Genomic DNA, 18,313 nt, shown 5'->3' with positions numbered 1-18,313 from the left:
CGCTCGGACCATCCCCGCAGGCGCGGGGTCGACCGGCCCCACACGCACCGAAGCGCCTCCATCGACGGACCATCCCCGCAGGCGCGGGGTCGACTGGTGTCCGGGGGTGGTCGGGGGTCACCGCGGCGGACCATCCCCGCAGGCGCGGGGTCGACGGTGGCGAGAACCACGGCATCACCGGCGGCACCGGACCATCCCCGCAGGCGCGGGGTCGACTCCGTGGGGGCGGCCTTTCCCAGCGCGTCGGCCGGACCATCCCCGCAGGCGCGGGGTCGACTGCACCGCCGGGCGGCCCGATCGCTCGCCGCCCGGACCATCCCCGCAGGCGCGGGGTCGACACTTGCTGAGCTGGGGCTTTACCGGGCAGAGGGGCTGTTTTCATTTAGTTGCTTCTTGGGGCGGGCCGAGAGGATCAAGCCGTCGAAGTCGACGGGCTGCCAGCGGTCGCGGCCTGCGGTGCGGGTGGCCCATCCTTGTTCGTTGGCGGCTGGTTCGATCAGGATTGCCTGGCCGTCGCCGATTCGAGTGGCCAGGAGTTCCCAGAGGCGGTCGCGGATTCGACGGTTGGGGTTGCCGACAAACACACCGGCGCTGGCCTCGACCATCCAGCGGGTGAGATGTCCGCGGAGACCTTCCGGAGCTGCGATGAGGATGATGACAGTCATGGTGTGGGCTCGGTGTCGTTGGTTTCGGGGCCGATGACCGCGATGTGGTTGTCGGTCATTCCGTGTGTCGAAAGGTCCGCCTGGCCGGCGTAGTTGGTGCCGCCCGGAACGGTGCCGAGGTGCTCGTCCCACAGGAGGTTGGCTTCGGGGTCGTCGAAGTCTGTTCCTTCGGGAGTCAGCAGGTTCTTGACGTCGGTCACCACGCGGCCGAGAAGTTTGTCGCGGGCGATCAGGTCACGGAGGCCGAGTCGTGCGTCGCGTTCTTCGGTGAGGCCTTGTGCGGCAAGGTCGAAGGCCAGCGGGATCGTGTATTCGGCCTTGTAGAGGTCGGCGATGTCCAGGACGAAGGAGGTGGCTTTGCCGGTGTGGACGAAACCGAGTCCTGGGCTGGCGCCGAGTCCGACGATGACTGCGTGGCAGATGCCGTACAGGGCGGCGTTGGCGGCGGACAGCAGGCGATTGAGGTCGTCGCCCGCTGCGAAGGCGTCGCCGGCCTTGTAGACGCGGCCGTTCCAGGTGACACCGGTGCGGTCTGCCTGCGCTCGGTAGAACTTGCGGATACGTGTGCCTTCGCGGCCTCGGAGCTGCTGCATGGTCAGGGCGGAGACGTCCTCGCCGGGGAAACGCATGCTGTACATGGCACGGGCGACGGCGAGGCGCTCTTTGGGACGTGTAACGAGCCAGGCCTGGCGGTGGAGAAGGCCGGCGCCACGGCTGGGGCCGAGCCCGGCTGCGTACATGCGGACGCCTTGTTCGCCGACCCAGCACACGGTGGTTCCGGAGTCTGCGAGCAGGCGGATGGCGCCGTGGGTGACACGGGTGCCGGGGCCGAGGAGCATGACGGCCACCATGGCTGCGGGAACCCGGACGGTCTGCTGCTTGTTGATGATGACGACAGCGTTCTCGTCGCGGTCCAGGTGGCTTCGCTCGACGTACACGCTGGAGACGCGGTCGACGAGGCGGTGCAGGTCCTGGGGGTCGGCCTTCCACCAGATATCAGACACGGGTGTTCAAACCCTCTCGGTGAGCGGAGCGAGCGTGAGCAGGCCACATCCGTAGGCCTTGGAGGGGCCGATGCCGGACAGGAGGCGTTCGGTGAGGAGGGCGGGGTCGGTGATGCGCAGGTGTCCTTCGAAGGTCACCGCGTTCATGACGACGTGGGCTTCCTTCGCGGTGATGGCTCCCTTGCCGAAGGAGCGGCGCAGGCGGGTGGTGATGCGGATTTCGCGGGGTGATTCTCCGTCCGCGCCGTGGGTTCCGTCCATGTTCGGGGCTGCGGGGATGTCGAAACCCCAGCGCCGGGTGCGGGTGAGGAACCAGTTGAGCTGGGCTGCGGCTGTGCGGTGTCCGACACGGAAGCTGCGCCGGACACCAGCGTCCATGCGTTCCTGTTGACGCTCGGTGGGCTTGTCGGGCCGGTTGGTGTTCTGGACCGGGTTGGCGGTGAGGCGGAAGGCGAAGCTGCGACCCGGTGCCAGTTGTTGCAGGAGCGGGGCATAGTCGCGTACGGCGTAGTGCTCGCCGTCGGCGCCGGGCCAACCTGCCTGTTCCACCAGATGAGTCCAGTCCGGTTTGTTGGTGGTCAGGACGAACAGCTGGGGGCGGTGAGGGTTGTCCGGGTCGAGCCGCCACAGGGTGCGTTCCTGCTCGGGCAGACCGGGAAGGCCTCCTTCTACCGCGGCGTGCATGGCGCGAGGGCTGGCGAGGAGTTTGCGACTTCCGGCGCGCAGCGGGTTGATGCGGATACGGGAGAGATAGGGCATAGGTATCACCAGCCCAGGAGGGCGAAGGGGTCGTGGCCGCGGGCGTTCCGGGGCCGTGCGGGGTCAGGTGTGAGGCCGGTGGGGGCCGCGAGATAGGTGTGCCGGGTACGGCGTGTGGTGAAAGCCCGGCCCGTGGGGGCGAAGGACAGTGGCACGTCGTCGCGGACTTCTTCTCCTGCCGGGTCTTCGAGGGTGGCGGGAAGGTCGATGTGGGCGGCATCGCCGTTCTCGCGCCCCCACTTCTTGCGCACTCCGGGGGCGGCGTGCCAGGGCTCCGCACGCAGCACGTCCTCAAGTGAGCCGGTGCGCCGGCCGAGGACCAGGGGTTGCGCAGGTACGCAGGATCGGCGGCCGAGGGCGAGCGGGAAAGCGGGGTGGCGTACCGCGTGTCCGAGGGTGGTGATGAGCTCCTGCGGGCCTTCCACAGCTGCGAGAAAAACTGCGTCCTGGAGGTAGAAGCGCTGGGTGATGTGTGTGCGCTTGGCGGGCGAGGTGGGCTTCTGCAGGCCCTTCGCGGTCACGGCGGCGGATGGAAGTGGACGGCCGCGGTAGTCGCTGACGGTGTGGTAGTCGCGCAGGATGCTTCCGGGCTGGTCGATACGGATGCCGAGCCCGAGGTCCGCGAGGTCGTCCAGGGCCGCGTAGCGGGAGCGGCCCGCGGCGGCGGCGAGGAGGCCGATGATTCCGGATTTCGTGGGTTCGGGCCGGGTTTCACGGCGGTTGAACGTGCTGCGGTCGCCCCACGACTGGAGCGGAGCGGCGAGCCGCAGCAGGAGGACGGCGGTGCGCTCGGAGGGTGTCACGCCTGCTCCTCCAGCGCGGTGGTGATCCGAGCACGCAGGGTGGTGCGCAGATCGGAGAAGGCCACGGGTTCACCGAATGCCTGCGTGAGCGTCTCGGCGGTGTCCTTGGCGCGGGGTTCGCCGGTGGTGAACGTGTGGCTGGCCGCTTCGTAGAGAGGGGTGTCACCCCATACCTCTGTGGCGGTGATGTGCTCCTCGGCGAGCCGACGGGCGGAGTTCGCCTGGATGCCTGCTTCCGCCACAACGGGCTCCTCGAAGGCGGAGACCAGGTTGACGGGCTGGTCGTTGCGCACGACGACAGCGACGAGGCTGGGCCTGGTTCGGTGGGCGAAGGAGTTCTGGTAACCGGTGGGGACCGACAGGGCGAAGCTGTCGACGAACCGGTCGAGGGCGTCGAGGGCGGCTTCGGTGTCACCGCCGAGGTTGTCGGCGAGCTGGGCGAACCCGACGGTGGCGTAGCGGTAGAGGGTGGCGGAGTTGAAGCCGATGGTGCCGATCATTCCGGCGCCCGTCTCATCCTGTTCGTTCTGGTCGTCTACGGCCGTGAAGTAGTCGAACTCGAGCTGCGTCTCATGGGTGGAGAGCGCGTGGGCCACCTGCACGGCGGCATCGACATTGAGCTTGGGGATGTCGGCGACCATACGGCCGAACAGCGCGACGCCCACCGGGTGTCCGGTCCTGAAGCTCTCGGCGACGGGCAGTTCCCTGACCGCTTCGGTGAGGGCCTTTTCGTCCAGGGCCGCGAGGTCGGCAGCGCGTTCCGATACGAGGGCGGCCACGGCGTCGAGCTGCGCGTTGCCGTAGAAGAGCAGGTACGCGGTGTCTCCGGCCTTCTTGCCCTGGCTCAGTCCCAGCTGAGCGAGCAGGGCAGCGGCGATCCGCCCGGCGTCCTCGCTCTCCAGGCCGGTGGTCAGCGAGATCCGGGTGGCGAGCTCATTGGTGATGCGCTTGGTACGGGTGGCGCGGTCGGACTCAGGGGCCTGAGCGTCGAAGTGCCGCCGGGACGCACGCTTCCATGCCTGGGAGGAAACGCGTGAACGGCGGACGCCGCCGTAGACGGCTTCCTTGGGGTTGCCCTGGTCGTCTCGGTTGAGGTTGGCGGGCGGGACGGTCTGGACGACGTGCACATCGATGTAGAGGCGCTGGGTCATCGGATTGCTCCAGGTCGTGTGGGTGAGCGGTGTTCAGCATCCGGCCGGTCATGGGCGGATACGCGTAAGCGGAAGGAGGACATCTGCCTGCGAGCGGACGCCGGGCTTGCTGCCGGTCAGGGGCTCGGCGGCGGAGATGTCGCGGGCCGACGACGGGGCCGCAGATATGTCCTGGGCCAGCGACGGGGCCACGCACATGTCGCGGGTCGGCGACGGGGCACGAAATGCCGTGTGTCAGCGGCTGGGCCGCGCAGATGCCGATCTCTGGGTCCAGCCGTAGTAGTCCAGTCCCCAGCGGCGGCGCACGCGGGAGCGGGACTCGGGTCGGTGCCAGTCGTGGACATCGGAGGCCAGGCGGTTGTAGTCGAGAGGCTGCTTGATGTCCTTGAGCTGGGTGACCAGGCCGCGCAGCCGGAGCTGGAGCGCCGATGTCGACGTCGCGGAGAACGCCTGTTGGAAGCGCGAGTCGACTGCCTCGTCACTGGTACGGTCGTGGCGCCGCAGCTCAAGCACGGCCCTGCCGAGGCCGACCCCGTCACGGTGCATCGGCCTGTCCTGGCTCTGCTGGTGCAGCCCGTAGAGGGCGAGCGCGATGTGCTCGGCCTCCTGCTGAGCCGACACCTCACCGAGACGGGCGGCGAAGTCGTCGACCGGACAGGTGTAGTACGGGAACATCTCCAGCACGGTTCCGGCGGGGCGCCCCAACCCGCGGCGCAGAACCGCAAGGTCCTCCCCGGGCGGGCGCTGCATGGCCGCGTTGCCGTTCTTGCTGCGCCAGGTGCCGTCCGCGGCGATGTAGCGGTGCCAGATTCTCTGCTTCGTAAAGTCTTCTTCGGTCATGCCCGTGTCCAGACGTGATGAGGGTTGCTGTGACGCACGAGGGCGTGCGTGGAAGCCCCGTAGGCATGGCCGGATCCCCGGCCGGGGCATGGCGCGTACGGCGCCTCGGAAGGCACCTTGTCGCCTACTCGTTGTCGTGGTTGCCGTTGTTTCGCCGCACGGCGGCGGCCCGGTGGAGGATCTCCGCTCGGCGCTTGAGGAAGGAGGCCTCGGCAAGCGGGACGCGATACGTACGCTCCGGTTTCCCCTCGCCCTGGGGAATGCTTCTCCCCACGAATGCTCCTACAGGTACCGCCTGCAGGAGACGGTCCGCGATCTCCCAGCTCCGGCGCCAGGCAAGCTCTTCCCAGGCGAGCTGACCGGCTTCGATGCGTTCCAGATCGTCCACCCCGCGCATTCCTGCCAACAACCGGCGTACCAAGGGGTCCAGGGCGTGCAGGACGAGTTCACCGGGGCGCTGCCCCTTGTCCCACGGGATCGGTTCGGTGCCCAGCGCCCGCCGTAGGTCTGCCGAGAGTTGGTTGACCGTCGTGGCCAACTGCTCTGCCTGCTCGGCTACTTCGATGAGCGCGGACCGGACGTCGCTGTCGACCTCAAGGGCGGCGAGCGGTAGGGGCAACGCATCGAACATGACGTCGTCGATGACGGCCGACTGGTTGCCGTACGCGACACCGGAGAGTTCCACACGCAGCGGATAGGCCTTGCCCAGTTCAGGCACCAGGCCGCCGGCCTGGTCCAGGAGCTTGCTCGTGGCGAATCCGCTCGTCTTCTCCCCGGCGTCCCGGGACTGTCGCTCGGGTGCCAGAAGCGCGTCGAGACCACGCCACGCGGCCTTCCCGGGTTGGAGGCGCAGCGGACGGCGCGGCAGCGTGGTGACACCCTTGCTTCCTCCCGGCTTCCGGCCACCGGTCGGCTCCACGCGCCACATGGTGTGCGGCTCGGTCTCGGGTGTATGAGGCATCCGGTCCCCCGCAGCGACCAGTACGCGGGTCACCCTCAGTCCTTCATCGGTCGCCTCCGGGAAAAGCCGGATCCGACGGGACTGCCATGTCCACAGGTCCAGGAGCCCCTCGGGTACCCGCACCTGCCACTGAGGGGTGGCTGCCGAACGTGGATCAGCGGGCTCGCGCCTCTTCCACTGCGGCAGGTCGATCGACGTCGGCGGAGCACCGGCCGGGAGGTTCAGCAGCAGTGTCTCGAACAGTGTTGTGCCGACCAGCAGCGTGACGCCCATCTGCCCGAGCGGGCCCGTCGGGTTGCCGGTGGTCTTGCCCGCCTTGGCTTTCGGGTCGCCCACGGCTCCCGTTTTGATCGCCGCAGTGTCCCAGCACTGCGTGTGCAGCAGCCAGTGCGCCGCCTGCGCCGGAGTCAGCGAGAAGGCATCTCCCTCCGTACGCGAAGCGAACAGCGGTACGTTGTTGCCAGTAGCGGCGGTCGCAACAATCAGTCCGGCGTTCTTCGTATCCCCCTTCGCAGTACACAGGCCGGCAACCTGGCCGAAGGGATGCGCCGGATCGAAGAGGTCGAACATCCCGCGGTGCGCGTCCAGATACGCCTCAAGCTTCAGACGCTGCTCCCGCGACCACTGCCCGGTGGAGAACCAACTCATCCACTCGCGCTCGTCGGCCGGGCGGCCCAGGGCGTCAAGGATGACGGGCAGCAGGACCTGCCGGAAGACGGCCGGTCTCTGCGTGGGAAGCTCCGCCACCAAGTCGCCGAACTCGTGCGCCTCCAGCAACGCCGTACGCACGGAGCGTTCCTGTGCGGGTCCCCCTGCGGCCGACGGTAAGAGCAGCCAGGGATCGTCCGTCAGGGAAAAGCCATGGGTCATCATTGCCCCTCAAGGGAATTATCTGTTTTGACGCTAACAGCGACTCTGACGCATACAAGCGCCATCTCCGCAACAAGGTGCAAAAAACCGGCCATTGACCTCGTATCCGGTGCGCGCGTCCCGGATACGGGAGATAATTCCCCTTCTCCTTCTGCATGACAGTTCGGGCATCACGCCGGCCCCGGGCCACCCGGGGTGCAGGGCAACGCGGGGTGCAGGGCAACGCGGGGTGCCGGGCCGCCGGGCGTGCCGGGCCGGGGTTCACCAGGCCTCGCGCCAATCCTGGGCTCCCCGGATCGTTGGGCCAACTGCCGCACCCAAAGGACCACATGCGCCTAGATCTGTCGCAGACCGAACTCGTCGTCGTACGACATGGTGAATTCGCCCAGGCGGGCCACGCGCGAAGCATCGAGCACCAGGGCACGACTCCGGCGCAGCCACGGATGCCCGTGCCAGCCGGGCAACGGCCCCAACTCCAAGGCCGATGGCGTGAACTTCGACGGTAGCCGCACCACCGATCCCAGCACCTCGTCCAGCACATCCGGTGCCACATCTCCGTTGACGCTCAAGGCGCGCCCCGCCAATGTCCGGAAGACCGCGTCCCGATCGTCCTGGACCACCAGGACGACCTCGACCGATTCGTCACCGTCGCGCACCGCCGCTTGCAGCGAATCCTCATCGCTGCCCGCGGTGGACCCGCCGTAGTGCAGACCCGCCAGTGTCCGGCGCTCGTGCTCACCGTGCGGAGTCAGCAGGAACTGCCGCGCGTGTGCAGCACGGGCACGGTCTCGGTCCTCCTGCTCCTGACACGCGACCGCGCCGGCCTCCCGCCATTCCTCGGGCAGCAGCGACTCATCCGCCCCGTACACCGTCTCCACCAAGCGTGGTACGTCTCCCGGAACCGACCACACCTCGCCCGTACCGGGCAGCACGGCAGCGGTCCGCAGCAGCAGATGACGTCCGTAGATCATCTCGCCGGCGTACGCGAACGTCGGCGCACGGCCCGTACGCGGCTCGAAACCGGTGATGAACACCTGTGGCACGCGTAGCGGGTCCGGGCGCCACGTGTTTTCATGCCGGTGCAGCCGTCCGACGCGTTGCAGCAGAAGATCGACAGGAGCCAGATCCGTGACCAGCATGTCGGCGTCGACGTCAAAGGACTGTTCGGCGAGCTGAGTTGCCACCAGGATCAGCCGTCCGCGCCGGGGCCGTGGCGTCTTCGGACCCAGCAGTCGCAGGCTCTCCTCCGTCAGGTCGGCGCGCCGGGCAACCGTGAAACGGGCGTGCAGCAGACGCACCTCATCATCGCCGAACCGTCCGCGTAGCTCGCCGTAGAGACTCTGCGCCCGCGCAACGGAGTTGCGGATGACGAGCGCGGTACCTCCGTCGACGAGTTCACTCGCCAGCAGATCGCCCACGCAGGCATCCGCCTCGGCCTGGAGCCGCTCCCGTTCCACACGCGTGGAGCGCGCCCCGGGCACCGTCTCCGGCAGCACTCGTACCGCCACGTCGAGGTCCTCGCGCCAACTGCCCGTCGCATCCACATGGAACTGCGCCTCCCCGGAGACCGACAACCATGCTGTCGTGACGCTGGGATACCCCTGCGGAACGGGAATGTCCGCCCGGAACTCCTCCCGTGACGCCGCACCGGCGAGATACGCCTCGAACAGCGCCTGCCGCTGAGCGGGGGCGAGCGTCGCCGAGAGTACGACCACAGGCACTCCCGCCTGACCCAGCCAACGCAGGGCCTCCGCGAGGAACTGGCTCATGTACACATCGCACGCGTGGACTTCGTCCAGCACCACGACCTTGCCCGCGAGCCCCGCCATCCGCAGCATCACATGGCGCGTGCGGGTGGCCGCGTACAAGAGCTGATCGACTGTACCGACGACGAACGGGGCCAGGAGCCCACGCTTCGGCCCGAGAAACCAGTCCGCAGGGGCCTTCCGCTCCTGCTCGCCGCACACTTCGGGCTCGACACCGTAAGGGTCGTCGTCCATCCCGAATTCGTCGACACCTTGGAACGCGTCGTCCACGGATGTCTCCGCGTTCCCCAGCAGAGCCTTCCACTCTCGATTGAAGGCCCTCTTACCGTGCAGTAGTACTACCCGGGAGGCCAGGTCTCCGTCGATGGCCTCCACCCACCGCCGGGTACGGGTGAACATGGGATCGCTGGTCGCCTGAGTGGGCATCCCCACGAAAACACCGTCCGCCCCGAACCTGGCCGCCAGAACCTCCGTCGCCGCTTGGGCGGCCTCCGTCTTGCCCTCCCCCATGGGCGCCTCGATCACCATCAGCCCCGGACCGCCCATCCTGCGAGCGGCTTCGACAACCATGGCCTGCGAAGGACGCGGGGTGTACCCGAACCGGTCGCGGAACGTTTCGGGCACCGGGGCGCGGAGGGCGCCCCAGCCCCGCTGTAGCCCCAATGCCTTCCACGCCGACGCCGCCCTCTCACGGGAGGCATCCAGGCTTACCTGCCGCAGGTCATCCATGCCCTTGAAGTAGCGCTCGTCACTCGCGATCCAGTCCGCCATGACGACCAGACCGCTGAGCTGCAACTGCAGCGCCCTGGACGGGACCACTGCGGGCTGTAGCTCGCGGAGTCCCCCGACCCCCAGCTCCCGGGTGAACACGTCCAAGACCGCCTGCTGAACCTGGCGCCATGCTCCCCTCCCCCGTAGCTGTCCCTTCGCCGGCCCGGGCTCCTGAACGTCCCGCAGCGTAGGAAACGCACCGTGGTGGCCCGCCACCAACGGCCACACCCAGTCCACCTGCTCCGGACCCCAGCCGGCCGAGGCCAGCAGCTCACGCGCCATCAGCCCTCCGGCCCAGTCATGACGCCAGCGCTTCTTGTTCTTCACCCCCGCCACAGCAGCCGACTCAACCCAGGTCAGCCCCGACCGGCGCACCACCTCCGCGCCCTCGGGCCACAGACGCTGATGCACCGGTGTTGCCTTCCCGCAGTCGTGGAGCCCGCACAACCAGACGAAAAGCCCCCGCCCCTGCCCCGACTCCGCCCCTGTTCCACCGGCGATCTCATCCAGCGCCGAACGTGTCGAACGCGCGAGAAAGCCGTCCCACAGCAGCTCCGCAACTGCGGCAGTGTCCAGGAGGTGCGCCATCAGAAGGTTCGTGGTGCCGCCTGCACGCTCCCGTGACTTTCCCCATAACTTCTCCAGCGCATGCACCACAGAAGGCTCATAACGCTCACTCAGCTGCTGTACATCCATCACGCCCCCATGCACTCGTTCCCGAGCACCAGAGCCTAGGGGTCACCACTGACAACAGGGCTTGACCTGCGGAAACCGATACCCCTCAACCGGAGACCCCGAGCCCGGAAGAGGCACACCAACACCGACGAACGGCAGCCCGCCTTCGGACCATCGGGTCGACACGCCCTGGTCGGCGAACAGGTCCAGAGCCAGGGGACCATCCCCGCAGGCGCGGGGTCGACTCGACGTCCCCCTCCGTCGTCCAGAGGGCGCGCGGACCATCCCCGCAGGCGCGGGGTCGACCGACGAAGCCCCGCCCGGGTGTCCGGGCGGGGCGGACCATCCCCGCAGGCGCGGGGTCGACGACCAGTGGGCGGATCTGTCGCACGAAGTAACCCGGACCATCCCCGCAGGCGCGGGGTCGACAGGGACACGCCGCCCATGCCCGTGGCGCCGAAAGGACCATCCCCGCAGGCGCGGGGTCGACCTCACGGACACCTGGGGGCTCGCCGTCTCCAGCGGACCATCCCCGCAGGCGCGGGGTCGACTTAAGCATCGTGGGGCGGGCCATGGTGCGACTCCGGACCATCCCCGCAGGCGCGGGGTCGACACTCCCAGCGCGACCGATGCGACGCACCAGCCCGGACCATCCCCGCAGGCGCGGGGTCGACAGAGCTTCCATCTCGGGTGTGACGCCCACTGTCGGACCATCCCCGCAGGCGCGGGGTCGACGGTTCCGGGACGGACTCCGGCCGCACTACCTGCGGACCATCCCCGCAGGCGCGGGGTCGACTCGACGTGCCCGCCGGGAAGCGCCCACTGGCCCGGACCATCCCCGCAGGCGCGGGGTCGACTCGCCTACCTGCTCTTCGTCGTGGCCAGCATCGGGACCATCCCCGCAGGCGCGGGGTCGACACTTCTTGACCTGCAGCGATGTTCGGGAGACGCACCATTTTCCTTTAGGTGATCCTCTTCGAACACCGCTGCCGTCGCTCCTCGCCGCGACCGGACGATCGCCGGAGTCACGCAGACGCCTGTGTGCCCAGCAACCCCTCGGTAGACCATCCATCCGTACGTGGACGCGATCACCACGCTCAACGACAGAAGAACCAATCACAGGCACATCATCGTGGTGTGCGAGCGGCAAGTCGACCATGCGATACGGCACTCCACCACCGGCGCACGCCCGTGTCGCGAGGCCCCATCCCGCCGTCCGGCCATTGCCGATCTTCATGGGACGGCCCACTCGGGGGCAGGCGGCTCGATCCCGGACGAGTCCCGTGCCACCCGTCCCTTCCACAGCTGCGCGTGCGCCGACCACACTGCGGGCACCACACACCCACCGGATCACAGTTCGAACACATCAACAGGGCCCCCACCTGAAGACCGGGGCAGCGCCACGTCAGCTGCTGAACTCATGGACCGAAGCCCAGGACGATGGGACGCGCCCCGACGCTCCTGCGGAAGACGCGTCACTCGCCACACATCCCAGGTCACAGCCGTTCAAGGCTCGGCCTCGACGCACGAAGACCCGCGTTCGCCTCGACCTCATGAGGCATCCGCCTGGCACGAAGTACCCCCGGAAACGAGTTTCCCCAGGTCAGAACGATTCTGCCTGGGGTTTCTCGGTGGGGCGGGTGGGACTCGAACCCACGGCCGACGGATTATGAGTCCGCTGCTCTAACCGGCTGAGCTACCGCCCCGTTTCGGCGTGGCGCGTACAAGTGTGCGCACCGTCTGCCGCAGCATAGCCGGTCATACGATCTCTCGCTTCGGATGGTCGACTTCGCCTGACCATGAGGACTTCGCTGCGTGCTGCCTGGTTCCGGGTGAGGCGAAGCAGACCCGAAAGTGTCACGGCCCGGCCGGCGAGGACCGGGTGCGGGCATACGAAAAAGGACCCCGCAGGGTCCTCTTCCGTTCCGCTCCCCCGACTGGACTCGAACCAGTAACCCTCCGGTTAACAGCCGAATGCTCTGCCAATTGAGCTACAGGGGATCGCGCTCCCCCGACTGGACTCGAACCAGTAACCTGCCGGTTAACAGCCGGCTGCTCTGCCAATTGAGCTACAGGGGATTGCTGCGTTGCCTCGAATCGTACCTACCTGGCGGCTGCCGGGCGGCGCGCGTTCGCTGCGACACATACATTAGCGCAAGCAGGGGGGTGCTCCGCCAATCGGTATCGCTCGGGGTGATCTCGGGTGCGTACGGGTAGGCGGCCTGCACACGTCGCACGGAGTGAAGGAAGGGTGGCAGCCATGCGGTACCGGCTCACGTTCATCGCCGGACTGGCCCTCGGTTACGTGCTCGGCACGCGAGCCGGGCGCGAGCGTTATGAGCAGTTGAAGAAGTCCGCACGTCAGTTCGCCGAGAACCCCGCCGTGCGCAACGCCGCCGAGTCCGCGGCGAGCAGCGGGCGGGACTTCGCGGGCAAGGCGTACCACTCGGTGAGCGAGAAGGTCGGGGACAGGGTGCCCGCTTCGGTGGCCGACCGGGTGCGGTCGTTGAGGGAGCGCAGCAGTCTGAACGGCGCGGAGGACGACTGGGGCACCACCAACACCTGAGGTCCCGGATGCCGGTACGGGTCGGTGCCGGTCGGGCCCCGCCGGTGCCGGTTGCGGGGACGGCACGGGGGTGCGGCAGAATCTGTGTATGGGCATAGTCGCCGGCTTGGACAGTTCTTCCGCCTTCACTCACATCGTCGTCTGCGACACGGACACGGGCGCCGTGCTGCGGCAGGGGTACGCCGCGCATCCGGTCGAGGCCAAGGCCTCCGAGGTCGACCCGCAGGCGTGGCTGCTCTCACTCGGTGAGGCGGCCTCCGCCGGGCTGCTCGAAGGTGTGCAGGCCATCGGTGTGTCCGCGCAGCAGCACGGGCTCGTCCCCCTGGACCACCAGGGCAATCTCGTACGTCCGGCGCTGCTCGGCAATGACCGGCGGGCGCAGGTCGCCGCGGCCGATCTGATCGACGGGCTCGGCGGGCGGCAGGCCTGGGCCGAGGCCGTCGGGGCCGTACCGCAGGCGGCGCAGCCGGTGGCGAAGCTGCGCTGGCTGGCGCGGACCGAGCCGGAGAACGCGCAGCGCGTCACGGCCGTCATGCAGCCGCACGACTGGCTGGTGTGGCAGCTGCTGGGACGGCCGGCCCGGCGGACCACCGACCGGGGAGCGGCCTCCGGTACCGGCTACTGGTCGGCGGGGACCGGCTCCTACCGGCCCGACCTGGTGGAGCTGGCGCTGGGACATCAGGCGGCGCTGCCCGAGGTGCTCGGTCCCGCCGACTGCGCCGGGACGACGCCGGAGGGGCTGCTGATCTCGGCGGGCACCGGCGAGACGATGGCGGCGGCGTTCGGGCTCGGGGTCGCGGTGGGCGATGCGGTGGTGTCGCTGGGGGCCTCCGGGTCCGTGATGGCGGTGCACCACGAGGCGCTGGCCGATCCGACCGGGATGATCACCTCGTTCGCCGATGCCACCGGGATGCACCTGCCGGTGGTGCACACCTCGAACGCGGTGCGCGCGCTGCGCGGGACCGCCGAGATGCTGGGTCTGGAGGGGCTGGAGGAGCTGTCCTCGCTCGCGTTGAAGTCGACGCCCGGGGCCTCGGGGCTGGTGCTGCTGCCGTATCTGGAGGGCGAGCGCACCCCCCAGCTGCCGCACACCGCGGGGACGCTCTGCGGGCTGCGGCGTGAGTCGATGAAGCCGGAGCATCTGGCACGGGCCGCCTTCGAGGGGATGCTGTGCTCGCTGGCCGACGCGCTCGACGTGCTGCGCGGACGCGGTGTGGAGGTGCGGCGGGTGTTCCTGCTGGGTGCCGCCGCCGAGCTGCCGGCCGTGCAGGCGCTGGCGCCCGCGGTGTTCGGTACGCAGGTCGTCGTACCGCAGCCCGCCGAGTACGCGGCCCTCGGTGCGGCGCGGCAGGCGGCGTGGGCGCTCGGGGTCTCGCAGGGGACGCTCGATCCGCGTACTCCCCCGGCCTGGCAGGGCGCCGCGGCGCAGGTGCTGGAGCCCGGCGAGGAACTGGCCGCGGGCCGGGCGGTGCGTCAGCAGTACGAGGCGACGCGCGATCAGATTCATCCCGGGGCGTTCGGAGCCGGGGGCTGAGGCGAGCGGCGGCGGCCCGCCAGGGGTGCCTCCGGGCGCTTCCCGGCGGCTCCTGGCACCGCGCCGCCTCCGGGAGCCCGGACACGGTGTGATCGGAGTGCGGTCGCGACTCGGTCGGAGTGCGGTCGCGACTCGGTCGAACTGTGGTCGCGGGGCGGTCGTAGTGCGGTCGCGGGGCGATCGGGTTTTGACCTGGGCTTGAGGAAAAGCGTTCGCGGTCTGCGTACGGCGTACCGGAAAATGGGGCGACCTCTGCCCTCCGCCGACCCGAGAGACACGCGTGCTCATAAAAATCCTGCGGACCTATCTCGGCCCGTACAGAAAACCCATCGCGCTACTGGTGTTCCTCCAGCTGCTGCAGACCTGTGCCAGCCTCTACCTGCCCAGCCTCAACGCCGACATCATCGACAACGGTGTCGTGAAGGGGGACACGGGCTACATCCTGGAGTTCGGCGGTCTCATGATCGCCGTCAGCGTCGTCCAGGTGGTCTGCAACGTCGGCGCCGTCTACTACGGCGCGCGCACCGCGTCCGCGCTCGGGCGTGATGTCCGGGCGTCGATCTTCGACCGGGTGCAGGCGTTCTCGGCGCGGGAGGTCGGGCGCTTCGGTGCGCCCTCGCTGATCACTCGTACGACCAATGACGTCCAGCAGGTACAGATGCTGGTGCTGATGGCGTTCACGCTGATGGTGTCGGCCCCGATCATGTGTATCGGCGGCATCATCATGGCGCTCGGCCAGGACGTTCCGCTGTCCGCGGTGCTGCTGGCCGTGGTGCCGGTGCTCGGCATCTCGGTGAGCCTCATCGTGAAGAAGATGCGGCCTCTGTTCCGCACGATGCAGGAGCGGCTGGACACGGTGAACCAGGTGCTGCGCGAGCAGATCACCGGCAACCGCGTGATCCGCGCCTTCGTCCGGGACGAGTACGAGGAGGAGCGCTTCCGGGGGGCGAACACCGAGCTGACCGATGTCTCGGTCTCGACCGGCCGGCTCATGGCGTTCATGTTCCCGACCGTGATGACGGTGGTGAACCTGTCGTCCATCGCCGTGGTCTGGTTCGGGGCGCACCGCATCGACAGCGGCGGGATGCAGATCGGCGCGCTGACCGCGTTCCTCGCCTATCTGATGCAGATCGTGATGTCCGTGATGATGGCCACCTTCATGTTCATGATGGTGCCGCGCGCCGAGGTCTGTGCCGAACGCATCCAGGAGGTCCTGGAGACCGATTCGAGCGTCGTGCCGCCGCTCGCCCCGGTCACGGAGCTGCGCAGGCACGGTCATCTGGAGGTGCGGGGCGCGGAGTTCCGCTACCCGGGTGCCGAGGAGCCGGTGCTGCGGGCCGTGGACCTGGTGGCGCGCCCCGGTGAGACGACCGCGATCATCGGGTCGACGGGCAGCGGGAAGTCGACGCTGCTCGGGCTCGTACCGCGGCTGTTCGACGTGACGGACGGCGAGGTGCTGGTCGACGGCGCGGACGTGCGGACGCTGGACCCGGTGCTGCTGGCGAAGACCGTGAGCCTGGTGCCGCAGAGGCCGTACCTGTTCTCGGGGACGGTCGCGACGAATCTGCGGTACGGGAATCCGGACGCGACCGACGAGGAGCTGTGGCACGCGCTGGAGGTGGCGCAGGCCAAGGAGTTCGTGGAGCGGCTGGAGCACGGGCTGAACGCGCCGATCGCGCAGGGCGGCACCAATGTCTCCGGTGGGCAGCGGCAGCGTCTGGCGATCGCCCGGACGCTTGTGCAGCAGCCGGAGATCTATCTCTTCGACGACTCGTTCTCGGCGCTGGACTACGCGACGGACGCGGCGCTGCGCGCGGCGCTGTCCCGGGAAACGGCCGAGGCGACGGTGGTGATCGTGGCGCAGCGGGTGGCCACGATCCGTGACGCCGACCGGATCCTGGTGCTCGACGAGGGCCGGGTCGTGGGGTCGGGCACTCACGGCGAACTGATGGACGGCAATGAAACGTACCGGGAGATCGTGCTCTCCCAGCTGACGGAAGCGGAGGCCGCGTAATGGCCGGGCCGGGCGGACGAATGATGGCCGGAGCGCCCACCGAGCGGTCCATGGACTTCAAGGGGTCCGGGAAGCGGCTGCTGAAGAGGTTCAGCCGGGAGAAGTCCTCGCTGTATCTGATGCTGGCCGCCGGGGTGCTGAGCGTGGCGCTCTCGGTGGTCGGTCCGAAGATCCTCGGTATGGCGACCGACCTGATCTTCGCGGGTGTGGTCGGCCGGGGGATGCCGGAGGGCACCACCAAGGAGCAGGCCATCGAGGGCCTGCGCGACAAGGGCAGCGGTGGGCTGGCCGACATGCTGTCCGGGGTGGACTTCACCCCGGGTCACGGCATCGACTTCGGCGCCGTGGGGAACGTCCTGCTGATCGCGCTGGTGATCTATGTCGGCGCCGGGCTGCTGATGTTGGTGTCCACCCGGATCTCGATCCGGGTGATCAACCGGATCGTGTTCCAGCTGCGCGAGGACCTCCAGACGAAGATGGCGCGGCTGCCGCTGTCGTACTTCGACCGCGCCAAGCGCGGCGAGGTGCTCAGCCGGGCGACGAACGACATCGACAACATCTCGCAGACGATGCAGCAGACGATGGGGCAGCTCATCAACTCCCTGCTGACCATCGTCGGCGTACTGATCATGATGTTCTGGATCTCGCCGCTGCTGGCGCTGGTCGCGCTGGCGACGATCCCGCTGTCGGTGTTCGTGGCCATGCGGGTGGGCAAGCGTTCGCAGCCGCAGTTCGTGGAGCAGTGGAAGGTGACGGGCAAGCTCAACGCCCACATCGAGGAGATGTACACCGGGCACACCCTGGTGAAGGTGTTCGGGCGGCAGGAGGAGTCCGCGAAGGACTTCGCCGAGCAGAACGAGGCGCTGTACGAGGCGGGCTTCAAGGCGCAGTTCAACAGCGGGATCATGCAGCCGCTGATGATGTTCGTGTCGAACCTGAACTATGTGCTCGTCGCCGTCGTCGGCGGACTGCGGGTCGCCTCCGGTGCGCTGTCGATCGGTGATGTGCAGGCGTTCATCCAGTACTCCCGGCAGTTCTCGATGCCGCTGACCCAGGTCGCCTCGATGGCGAACCTGGTCCAGTCGGGGGTCGCGTCGGCCGAGCGGATCTTCGAGCTGCTGGACGCGGAGGAGCAGGGGGCGGACCCGGAGAACGGTGAGCGCCCCGACGAGCTGCGCGGCAGCATCTCGCTGGAGAAGGTGTCCTTCCGCTACGACCCGGAGAAGCCCCTCATCGAGGATCTGTCGCTGAGCGTCGAACCGGGCCAGACCGTGGCGATCGTCGGGCCGACAGGCGCCGGCAAGACGACCCTGGTCAATCTGCTGATGCGGTTCTACGAGGTGACGGGCGGCCGGATCACCCTCGACGGGGTCGATGTGGCGAAGATGTCGCGCGCCGACCTGCGGTCCGGGATCGGCATGGTCCTCCAGGACACCTGGCTGTTCGGCGGCTCGATCGCGGACAACATCGCGTACGGCGCTTCGCGCGAGGTCGGCCGGGAGGAGATCGAGGCGGCGGCGAAGGCGGCGCACGCCGACCGCTTCATCCGTACCCTGCCGGACGGTTACGACACGGTGATCGACGACGAGGGCTCCGGGGTCAGCGCGGGCGAGAAGCAGCTGATCACCATCGCGCGGGCGTTCCTGTCCGACCCGGTGATCCTGGTGCTCGACGAGGCGACCAGCTCGGTCGACACCCGTACCGAGGTGCTGATCCAGAAGGCGATGGCGCGCCTCGCGCACGGCCGGACCAGCTTCGTCATCGCGCACCGGCTCTCCACGATCCGGGATGCCGACGTCATCCTGGTGATGGAGAACGGCTCGATCGTCGAACAGGGCTCGCACGACGAGCTGCTGGCGGCCAAGGGCGCCTATGCCCGGCTGTACGCGGCCCAGTTCGCGCAGGCGCTCGCCGAGGTGGACTGACCTCCCCTC

Annotated in this window: 12 protein-coding genes, 3 tRNA genes and 2 CRISPR repeat arrays (1 of these 17 cut by a window edge); of the genes, 4 read left to right on the top strand and 11 right to left on the bottom strand. The window is 68.7% G+C overall.

The window, feature by feature from the left end; translation table 11 throughout:
- Nucleotides 1-338: a CRISPR direct-repeat array (repeat unit 29 nt; unit sequence CGGACCATCCCCGCAGGCGCGGGGTCGAC); it reaches 1,340 nt to the left of the window's first position.
- Between the two features lie 18 nt (nucleotides 339-356).
- From cas2e to ABT170_RS00185, 11 genes are all read right to left on the bottom strand, one after another.
- Nucleotides 357-665: a type I-E CRISPR-associated endoribonuclease Cas2e gene (cas2e, locus tag ABT170_RS00235; protein ID WP_351863156.1), complete on the bottom strand. Its 309-nt coding sequence runs from the start codon at nucleotides 663-665 to the stop codon at nucleotides 357-359.
- Entirely contained in the window at nucleotides 662-1,669 is a 1,008-nt protein-coding gene (gene cas1e, locus ABT170_RS00230) for a type I-E CRISPR-associated endonuclease Cas1e (RefSeq protein ID WP_351863154.1), read from the bottom strand. The genes cas2e and cas1e overlap by 4 nt, the downstream gene beginning before the upstream one ends.
- A 6-nt stretch (nucleotides 1,670-1,675) precedes the next feature.
- The gene (gene cas6e / locus ABT170_RS00225; protein WP_351863152.1) at nucleotides 1,676-2,428 is read right to left on the bottom strand and encodes a type I-E CRISPR-associated protein Cas6/Cse3/CasE; all 753 of its coding nucleotides are present in this window, start codon (nucleotides 2,426-2,428) and stop codon (nucleotides 1,676-1,678) included.
- A 5-nt stretch (nucleotides 2,429-2,433) separates the two neighbouring features.
- Entirely contained in the window at nucleotides 2,434-3,231 is a 798-nt protein-coding gene (cas5e, locus tag ABT170_RS00220; RefSeq protein WP_351863150.1) for a type I-E CRISPR-associated protein Cas5/CasD, read from the bottom strand.
- Nucleotides 3,228-4,382, bottom strand: a complete 1,155-nt coding sequence (cas7e, locus tag ABT170_RS00215; RefSeq protein WP_351863148.1) for a type I-E CRISPR-associated protein Cas7/Cse4/CasC — start codon at nucleotides 4,380-4,382, stop codon at nucleotides 3,228-3,230. Before cas7e ends, cas5e begins: the two co-directional genes overlap by 4 nt.
- Nucleotides 4,383-4,616: 234 nt before the next feature.
- Nucleotides 4,617-5,222, bottom strand: a complete 606-nt coding sequence (gene casB, locus ABT170_RS00210; RefSeq protein ID WP_351863146.1) for a type I-E CRISPR-associated protein Cse2/CasB — start codon at nucleotides 5,220-5,222, stop codon at nucleotides 4,617-4,619.
- A gap of 124 nt (nucleotides 5,223-5,346) precedes the next feature.
- Complete coding sequence (gene casA / locus ABT170_RS00205; RefSeq protein WP_351863144.1) at nucleotides 5,347-7,053, bottom strand: type I-E CRISPR-associated protein Cse1/CasA; 1,707 nt, start codon at nucleotides 7,051-7,053, stop codon at nucleotides 5,347-5,349.
- 335 nt (nucleotides 7,054-7,388) lie between these two features.
- On the bottom strand, nucleotides 7,389-10,286 hold the full coding sequence (gene cas3, locus ABT170_RS00200) for a CRISPR-associated helicase Cas3' (protein ID WP_351863142.1): 2,898 nt from the start codon (nucleotides 10,284-10,286) through the stop codon (nucleotides 7,389-7,391).
- Between the two features lie 195 nt (nucleotides 10,287-10,481).
- Nucleotides 10,482-11,183: a CRISPR direct-repeat array (repeat unit 29 nt; unit sequence CGGACCATCCCCGCAGGCGCGGGGTCGAC).
- A 714-nt stretch (nucleotides 11,184-11,897) separates the two neighbouring features.
- Nucleotides 11,898-11,971: transfer RNA gene (locus ABT170_RS00195), tRNA-Ile, on the bottom strand.
- Between the two features lie 222 nt (nucleotides 11,972-12,193).
- Nucleotides 12,194-12,266, bottom strand: a tRNA-Asn gene (locus tag ABT170_RS00190).
- A gap of 5 nt (nucleotides 12,267-12,271) precedes the next feature.
- A tRNA-Asn gene (locus ABT170_RS00185) sits at nucleotides 12,272-12,344 on the bottom strand.
- Between the two features lie 181 nt (nucleotides 12,345-12,525).
- Between ABT170_RS00185 and ABT170_RS00180 the strand changes: the two genes are divergently transcribed.
- The 4 genes from ABT170_RS00180 to ABT170_RS00165 all read left to right on the top strand — a co-directional run bounded on the left by ABT170_RS00180 (nucleotide 12,526) and on the right by ABT170_RS00165 (nucleotide 18,304).
- Nucleotides 12,526-12,831, top strand: a complete 306-nt coding sequence (locus tag ABT170_RS00180) for a YtxH domain-containing protein (RefSeq protein WP_329943427.1) — start codon at nucleotides 12,526-12,528, stop codon at nucleotides 12,829-12,831.
- An 88-nt stretch (nucleotides 12,832-12,919) separates the two neighbouring features.
- Nucleotides 12,920-14,365, top strand: a complete 1,446-nt coding sequence (locus tag ABT170_RS00175) for an FGGY family carbohydrate kinase (RefSeq protein WP_329943428.1) — start codon at nucleotides 12,920-12,922, stop codon at nucleotides 14,363-14,365.
- Between the two features lie 280 nt (nucleotides 14,366-14,645).
- A complete protein-coding gene (locus tag ABT170_RS00170; RefSeq protein ID WP_351863139.1) occupies nucleotides 14,646-16,379 on the top strand; it encodes an ABC transporter ATP-binding protein in 1,734 nt (577 codons plus the stop codon).
- Nucleotides 16,379-18,304 (top strand): ABC transporter ATP-binding protein, encoded by a 1,926-nt coding sequence (locus tag ABT170_RS00165; protein WP_351863137.1) that lies wholly within the window; start codon nucleotides 16,379-16,381, stop codon nucleotides 18,302-18,304. The genes ABT170_RS00170 and ABT170_RS00165 overlap by 1 nt, the downstream gene beginning before the upstream one ends.
- Nucleotides 18,305-18,313 lie beyond the last annotated feature (9 nt).

Origin of the sequence: Streptomyces sp. NPDC001787 (assembly GCF_040297465.1) — a bacterium.
Classification (GTDB): Bacteria; Actinomycetota; Actinomycetes; order Streptomycetales; family Streptomycetaceae; genus Streptomyces.
This window is presented reverse-complemented; position numbering and strand designations above follow the sequence as displayed.

Coding starts and splice junctions, on each gene's coding strand:
- ABT170_RS00180 (WP_329943427.1), top strand. CDS start 12,526: ATGCGGTACCGGCTCACGTTCATCGCCGGACTGGCCCTCGGTTACGTG.
- ABT170_RS00165 (WP_351863137.1), top strand. CDS start 16,379: ATGGCCGGGCCGGGCGGACGAATGATGGCCGGAGCGCCCACCGAGCGG.
- ABT170_RS00175 (WP_329943428.1), top strand. CDS start 12,920: ATGGGCATAGTCGCCGGCTTGGACAGTTCTTCCGCCTTCACTCACATC.
- casB (WP_351863146.1), bottom strand. CDS start 5,222: ATGACCGAAGAAGACTTTACGAAGCAGAGAATCTGGCACCGCTACATC.
- cas6e (WP_351863152.1), bottom strand. CDS start 2,428: ATGCCCTATCTCTCCCGTATCCGCATCAACCCGCTGCGCGCCGGAAGT.
- cas2e (WP_351863156.1), bottom strand. CDS start 665: ATGACTGTCATCATCCTCATCGCAGCTCCGGAAGGTCTCCGCGGACAT.
- cas7e (WP_351863148.1), bottom strand. CDS start 4,382: ATGACCCAGCGCCTCTACATCGATGTGCACGTCGTCCAGACCGTCCCG.
- casA (WP_351863144.1), bottom strand. CDS start 7,053: ATGACCCATGGCTTTTCCCTGACGGACGATCCCTGGCTGCTCTTACCG.
- cas3 (WP_351863142.1), bottom strand. CDS start 10,286: ATGGATGTACAGCAGCTGAGTGAGCGTTATGAGCCTTCTGTGGTGCAT.